Here is a 6,513-nt window from a genome sequence, read left to right on the forward strand (position 1 = left end):
CTCCCCACGGGCACGTACGGCGTTGCTGGAGTTCGCCCAGGCCCATCCCGAGGACCCACGGGCGCCGTTGATGGAACGGATGGAGGCAGGCGGATGACCGGGCGGCCGAACCGCACATCCGACCCGCCGCCCGCCCGGCGCGGGCGAGCGACGGGAGCAGGGCGAACAGGGGAACGGCAGCTCCAGAGGGGACCGGCGGCGTCCCCCGCTGAGGTTCGGCCGGACACCGAGATTCGGCCGGAGGGCTACTACCCCGCCGGCCCGCTGCCGGGCCCGGCCCACGACGAGGACGCACCGGTCTACGTCATCTCGATCGCCGCGCAGCTCGCCGGGATGCATCCCCAGACCCTGCGGTCCTACGACCGGCTCGGGCTGGTCACGCCCGGGCGCACGGCCGGGCGGGGGCGGCGTTACTCCGCCCGGGACGTGGCGTTGCTGCGCGAGGTGCAGCGGTTGTCCCAGGAGGAAGGCGTCAACCTGGAGGGGATCAAGCAGATCCTCCGGTTGAGCGCCCAGGTGATGGCGCTGCAGGCGCAGGTGCGTCAGCTCACCGAGGAGCTCGCCCGGTCCCGCGCCGACACGGACCGCGCGGTGGCCGAGGCGCATGCCAGTCACCGGCGCGACCTCGTCCCGGTGGATCGCGGCGCGCTCGTGGTCTGGCGGCCGCTGCCCCGCCGCTGACCGGCCGGGCGGAGCCGGCAAACGGATGCAGGGGGTTCATCGCGGCGCGCCCGCAAGGTTGAGTGGAAACGACTTAGGTATGCTGAGCGTTGAAAAAGCGACAGTGCACGCCGTCCGACCATCTGGGATCCGCCATGAACGCTGAACGCCTCACCGCCCGGTCGCAGGAGGCACTCTCCGCAGCGATCAGTCGAGCCACCGCCGACGGGTCACCCCTCGTCGACCCCCTCCACCTGCTCACCGCACTGCTCGAAGCGTCTGACGGGGTCGGCGCGGCGCTGCTGGCGTCCGCGGGCACCTCGGTCGACACGGTGCGCTCCCGAGCCGAGGCCGCAGTGACGCGGCTGCCCCGCGCGACGGGCATGAGCGTGTCCCCGCCGCAGCTGTCCCGCCAGCTCATCGCGGTGCTGAACAACGCCGAGCGGCAGGCCGGTCAGCTGGGTGACGAGTACACCTCGGTCGAGCATCTGGTCGTGGCGCTCGCCGAGGAGGGGGGCGAGGCCGGGCGGATCCTCACCTCCGCCGGCGCCACCCCCGACGCGCTGCGCGGCGCCTTCGAGAAGGTGCGCGGCGGCGCCCGGCGGGTGACCACCCGGGACCCGGAGGGCTCCTACCGCGCGTTGGAGAAGTACTCCATCGACCTCACCGAGCGTGCGCAGCAGGGCAAGCTGGACCCGGTGATCGGCCGCGACGCCGAGATCCGCCGCGTCATCCAGGTGCTGTCGCGGCGGACGAAGAACAACCCGGTCCTCATCGGCGAGCCCGGGGTCGGCAAGACGGCCATCGTCGAAGGGCTCGCGCTGCGGGTCGTCGCGGGTGACGTGCCCGAGTCGCTGCGCGGCCGGCGCATCGTCTCGCTCGACCTCGGTTCGATGGTTGCTGGCTCCAAGCTGCGCGGCGAGTTCGAGGAGCGGCTGACCTCCGTCCTCAACGAGATCCGCGAGGCCGAGGGTCAGATCATCACCTTCATCGACGAGCTGCACACCGTCGTCGGCGCCGGCGCGGCCGAAGGAGCGATGGACGCCGGCAACATGCTCAAGCCGATGCTCGCCCGCGGCGAGCTGCGCATGATCGGCGCCACCACCCTGGAGGAGTACCGCGCCCGGATCGAGAAGGACCCGGCGCTGGAACGTCGCTTCCAGCCGGTCCTCGTCGGCGAGCCGACGGTCGAGGACACCATCGGCATCCTGCGCGGGCTCAAGGAACGCTACGAGGTGCACCACGGCGTGCGCATCACCGACACCGCGCTGGTCGCCGCGGCCACCCTATCCGACCGCTACGTCACCGCGCGCTTCCTGCCGGACAAGGCGATCGACCTGGTCGACGAGGCCGCATCCCGGCTCCGCATGGAGATCGACAGCCGGCCGGTGGCGATCGACGAACTCGAGCGCGCCGTGCGCCGCCTGGAGATCGAGGACATGGCGCTGTCCAAGGAGAACGACGAGGCCTCCCGCGAGCGGCGGGGGCGCCTGCAGCGCGAGCTCGCCGACCGGCGTGAGGAGCTGTCAAGCCTGACGGCCCGCTGGCACCGGGAGAAGGACTCGATCTCCGAAGTTCAGAAGATCAAGGAGGAGCTGGAGAACGCGCGGCGCGCCGCGGAGCTCGCCGAGCGCGACCTCGACCTCGCCAAGGCCGGGGAGCTGCGGTACGGCACCATCCCGACGTTGGAGAAGCGGCTGTCGGCGGCGACCGGCGCGCTGGCCGGCGCGGACTCCCCCGGTGGGGCGATGCTCAACGAGGAGGTCGGCCCGGACGATGTCGCCGAGGTCGTCGCCGCCTGGACCGGGATCCCGGCCGGTCGCCTCCTCGAAGGCGAGACGGCGAAGCTGCTGCGCATGGAGTCCGCACTGCACGCGCGGGTCATCGGCCAGGACGACGCGGTGCGGGCCGTCTCCGACGCGGTCCGCCGGGCCAGGGCCGGGATCGCCGACCCGGACCGGCCGACCGGCTCCTTCCTCTTCCTCGGGCCCACCGGGGTCGGGAAGACCGAGCTCGCGAAGGCGCTCGCCGACTTCCTCTTCGACGACGAGCGGGCGATCGTGCGCATCGACATGAGCGAGTACGCCGAGAAGCACTCGGTGGCCCGCCTGATCGGCGCCCCGCCCGGGTACATCGGGTTCGAGTCCGGCGGTCAGCTCACCGAGGCGATCCGCCGCCGGCCGTACAGTGTCATCCTGCTGGACGAGGTCGAGAAGGCCCATCCGGACGTCTTCGACGTCCTGCTGCAGGTTCTCGACGACGGGCGGCTCACCGACGGCCAGGGCCGCACGGTGGACTTCCGCAACACGATCCTCATCCTGACCTCGAACCTCGGGTCGCAGTTCATCGCGGACCCCACGCTCAGCCCGCAGGTGCGCCGCGAGTCGGTGATGGTCGCCGTGCGCGACGCCTTCAAGCCGGAGTTTCTCAACCGCCTCGACGACGTCCTCGTCTTCGACCAGCTGGGCCGGGACGAGCTGGCCCGCATCGTCGATCTCCAGCTCGATCGGCTGCGGGCCCGGCTGCTCGACCGGAGGATCACCCTCAACACCACCGACGCCGCCAAGGGATGGCTCTCCGACGTCGGCTACGATCCGGTGTTCGGGGCCCGCCCGCTGCGGCGGCTGGTCCAGACGGCGATCGGCGACCAGCTCGCCAGGGAACTGCTCGGCGGGCAGATCCGGGACGGCGACGAGGTGCTCGTCGACGCCGCGCCGGACCGCTCGGGCCTGACGGTCAAGGCCGCCACCGTCAAGTCCCTCTGACAGGCCTCCCGGCGAATCGCCGCAGACCGGGCGAGGACCATCGTGGGGACGGCGCGCCGCCAGTTCCTCGGCCGATTCGGGCCGGACGTAGCGGATGTGCGACTTATTGTTGCGGAATGCACGACGCTCTTCTGCCGGATCCCGCGCAGTGGCGGGTCCTGCCACCGGACCTACGGCGGCTTCGACGGGCGCTCCTGATCGTGGGAGCCGTCCCGGTGGTGGCGCTCACCCTGCTGATCACGGCGGCGTTCGGCGGCTGGCCCTGGATACTGATCACGGTGGCGCCGGTCCTCGTGACGGGCTGGCTCTGGCGCTCGATCGGCCTCCGCTGGCAGGCCTGGCGCTACGCCGAGCGGGAGGACGATCTCCTGATCAGCCGCGGGGTGCTGACGCGTCGCCTGATCGTGGTGCCGTACGGCCGGATGCAGCTCGTCGACGTCACCGCCGGGCCGCTGGCACGCCGTTTCGGCATCGCCAAGGTGCAGCTGCACACCGCGGCCGCGGACAGCGATGCCGTCATCCCCGGCCTGGCCCCGGACGAGGCCGCACGGCTACGTGACGCGCTCACCGAACGCGGTGAAGCCCGGTCGGCCGGGCTGTGACAATCGAGCGGGGGTCCACCACCGGCGAAGCGCCGGCTCGGGCGACACGCCCCGGCCAGGACGGGTTTCACCGGCTGCATCCGCTCACCCCGTTCCTGCGCGGCTGGGTGATCGTCGCGGCGTTCGTGGCGACGGTCGGCAGGAACCTCGCCGACGACGTCACGCCCCGCATCATCGGGCTCACCCTGATCTTCCTGATCCCCGCCGCCGGCATCTACGGATACTGCGCCTGGCGGTTCACCCGCTACCGGGTCGAACGCGACAATCTTCGGCTCGATACCGGGCTTTTGGTCCGACGGACCCGCCATGTCCGGCTAGATCGGTTACAGTCGGTGGACATCGCCCAACCGCTTCTCGCCCGAGCCGCGGGGCTCGCCATCCTCCGGCTCGATCTCGCCGGCAGGGAACGCTCCGAACTGGACACCGACTCCGGGTCCGATCTGCGGTACCTGTCGGTGGGTCACGCCCAGCGGCTGCGGGCCGAGCTGCTGGCCACCGCCGCGGGATTCGCGCCGGACGTAGGCGAGGCACCGCAGCGCCCACTCGCCGAGGTGCCACCACGGCGGCTGGTGGCCGCGATCGCGCTGTCCCCCGCGCCGTGGGTGGCGCTGTTCGGCGCGGCCGCGATCGCCACGCCCGCCCTGCTGACCGGTACCCTCACCGGCGCCCTCGGCGCCGTTCCGATGCTCGGCAGCCTCTGGCACACGACGTTTCGCCGGTTCGCGGCCGGCTACCCCTACACCGTCTCCGAGTCACCCGACGGGCTGCGCATCATCAGCGGTCTGCTCAACCGCACCCACGCCACGGTCCCGCCGGGACGGGTCCAGGCGATCAGCATCGGCGAACCGGCGCTGTGGCGCTGGTCGGGCTGGGTGACGGTCCGGATGAACGTGGCTGGCGGCGGGCCCTCCGTGCTGCTACCGGTGGCCCGCCGGGCGGATGCGCTGGCCCTGATCGGCCGGCTGCTGCCCGGAGTGGACGTCGCCGCGGTGGCGATGACCCGGCCGCCACGCCGGGCCGCCTGGCTCGCCCCGCTCCACTGGCGGCGGCTGTCCTGCGGAGCGGACGACACGGTCTTCGTCGTACACCGGGGAATCGTCCGGCGGCACACCGATCTCATCCCTCACGGCAAGGTGCAGAGCATCCGGATCGTGCAGAACCCGCTGGCCAGACTGCTACGGCTGGCCGACGTGCACCTCGATACCACCGGCGGCCCGGTGACGGTGCGCGCCGGCCTGCGCGACGCCGACGAGGCGGTCTCGCTCGCCGCCGCGCAGGCCGAGCGATCCCGGATCGGTCGGCGCCACGCCGTACCGGACCGCTGGATGAGCCGGGGCGCTGGATGAGCCGGGGCGCTGGATGAGCCGGGGCGCCGGGTAAACGAAGCGCGCTACCGGCCCGCCCTCAGCCGAACGTGGGGAACTCCGGTCCGAAGAGGGAACCCCACAGGTTCACGGCTTCCTCGTGATCGTCGGCCTGTTCCGCATCCACCGCCTTCGCCGAGTAGATCCGGGCGAGCCGGACACTCTCGGCCAACGCCTCGATGTCCTCGGCGCGCAGGTACGACGACAGGTCCCCGCCGACGCCGGCCGGGTCGGCCACGGTGAGGCCGACGTCGTCCAGGTGCCGGAAGACCTCGGCGAGCCCCTGCCGGGTGTTGAGCCCGCGACCGGCGAGGACCTGCCCGGCGAGCGCCTCGATATGGAAGGAGCGCAGGTGGCTGCCGCGCACCCGGTTCCACGCCTTGAGCAGGCGGACCGCCGAGATCACCCGGGGGCCGAGGTCCGCCGCCCAGCTCGTGTGCCGCTCCGGCCGGGTCGGCAGCCAGCCACCGACCCGGTCGGGTATGACGTACCCGGCACGCGGATGATCGAAGGCCGGCACCAGATGGACGTCCGGGGGGGCGTCGTAGACGATGCGCAGCGCCTGGCCGCGGCTGCCGATCGTCTGGATCCGATCTCCGCCGATGGCGTTGCGTACACAGAGCAGCAGGTCGCGGGAGTCCCAGCGGAAACGCTTCCAGGCGCTGTTGGCCGCCGAGAAGACCGCGAAGATGTCGACCTCGTCGAGCGGACGGATCATGGTGTCCCGCCCCGCCGAGCCGATCGTGGCGACCCCGACCAGCGGCAGCGCGCAACGGGGCGGGAAGATCGCGCGCAGCGCCCGCTCCGCCTCGTCGCGGCGAGCCGCGACGACGGCACGATCCTCGGCACTGAGACGGATCAGGTCGTCGAGTTTCGCGAAGGCACGCGCCGTGGTGCCGACCAGCAGCGGACCCGTCAGCGGACCGGTTGTCGGGTTGATCGGCGACGTCGAGCCGGCCGCAGCCGGCTCGGACCGGAGGCCTCCCTCGGAGGGGAACAGAGGGTTGAGCGTCCCCGGCGCCGACTCCTTCGGCCGACGCCAGTGCGGCGGAATGATCAGATGGTCGTACGTGACCTCGCTCGGCCGGACTCCGGCCGGTGTCCCCCGAGGGGTATCCACAC

General features: G+C 72.1%; 5 protein-coding genes. 4 read left to right on the forward strand and 1 reads right to left on the reverse strand.

All coding sequences use genetic code 11. From position 1 onward, the window contains the following. Nucleotides 1-93: 93 nt before the first annotated feature. The 4 genes from AC08OP_RS18330 to AC08OP_RS18345 all read left to right on the forward strand — a co-directional run bounded on the left by AC08OP_RS18330 (nucleotide 94) and on the right by AC08OP_RS18345 (nucleotide 5,373). A complete protein-coding gene (locus tag AC08OP_RS18330; protein WP_476615317.1) occupies nucleotides 94-681 on the forward strand; it encodes a heat shock protein transcriptional repressor HspR in 588 nt (195 codons plus the stop codon). A gap of 134 nt (nucleotides 682-815) precedes the next feature. Then, entirely contained in the window at nucleotides 816-3,425 is a 2,610-nt protein-coding gene (clpB, locus tag AC08OP_RS18335; protein WP_476615318.1) for an ATP-dependent chaperone ClpB, read from the forward strand. Nucleotides 3,426-3,541: 116 nt separating this feature from the next. After that, nucleotides 3,542-4,027: a PH domain-containing protein gene (locus tag AC08OP_RS18340; RefSeq protein WP_462186393.1), complete on the forward strand. Its 486-nt coding sequence runs from the start codon at nucleotides 3,542-3,544 to the stop codon at nucleotides 4,025-4,027. Further along, entirely contained in the window at nucleotides 4,024-5,373 is a 1,350-nt protein-coding gene (locus AC08OP_RS18345; RefSeq protein WP_476615319.1) for a PH domain-containing protein, read from the forward strand. The genes AC08OP_RS18340 and AC08OP_RS18345 overlap by 4 nt, the downstream gene beginning before the upstream one ends. 58 nt (nucleotides 5,374-5,431) lie before the next feature. Here AC08OP_RS18345 and AC08OP_RS18350 read toward each other — a convergent pair whose 3' ends face one another. Further along, nucleotides 5,432-6,511: a nucleotidyltransferase domain-containing protein gene (locus AC08OP_RS18350; protein WP_476615320.1), complete on the reverse strand. Its 1,080-nt coding sequence runs from the start codon at nucleotides 6,509-6,511 to the stop codon at nucleotides 5,432-5,434. Nucleotides 6,512-6,513: the final 2 nt, after the last annotated feature.

The organism is Frankia sp. CeRuru1 (assembly GCF_977966315.1).

Excerpts from the sequence above, each read along its gene's own strand:
- AC08OP_RS18330 (WP_476615317.1), top strand. The coding sequence starts at position 94 with ATGACCGGGCGGCCGAACCGCACATCCGACCCGCCGCCCGCCCGGCGC.
- clpB (WP_476615318.1), top strand. The coding sequence starts at position 816 with ATGAACGCTGAACGCCTCACCGCCCGGTCGCAGGAGGCACTCTCCGCA.
- AC08OP_RS18340 (WP_462186393.1), top strand. The coding sequence starts at position 3,542 with ATGCACGACGCTCTTCTGCCGGATCCCGCGCAGTGGCGGGTCCTGCCA.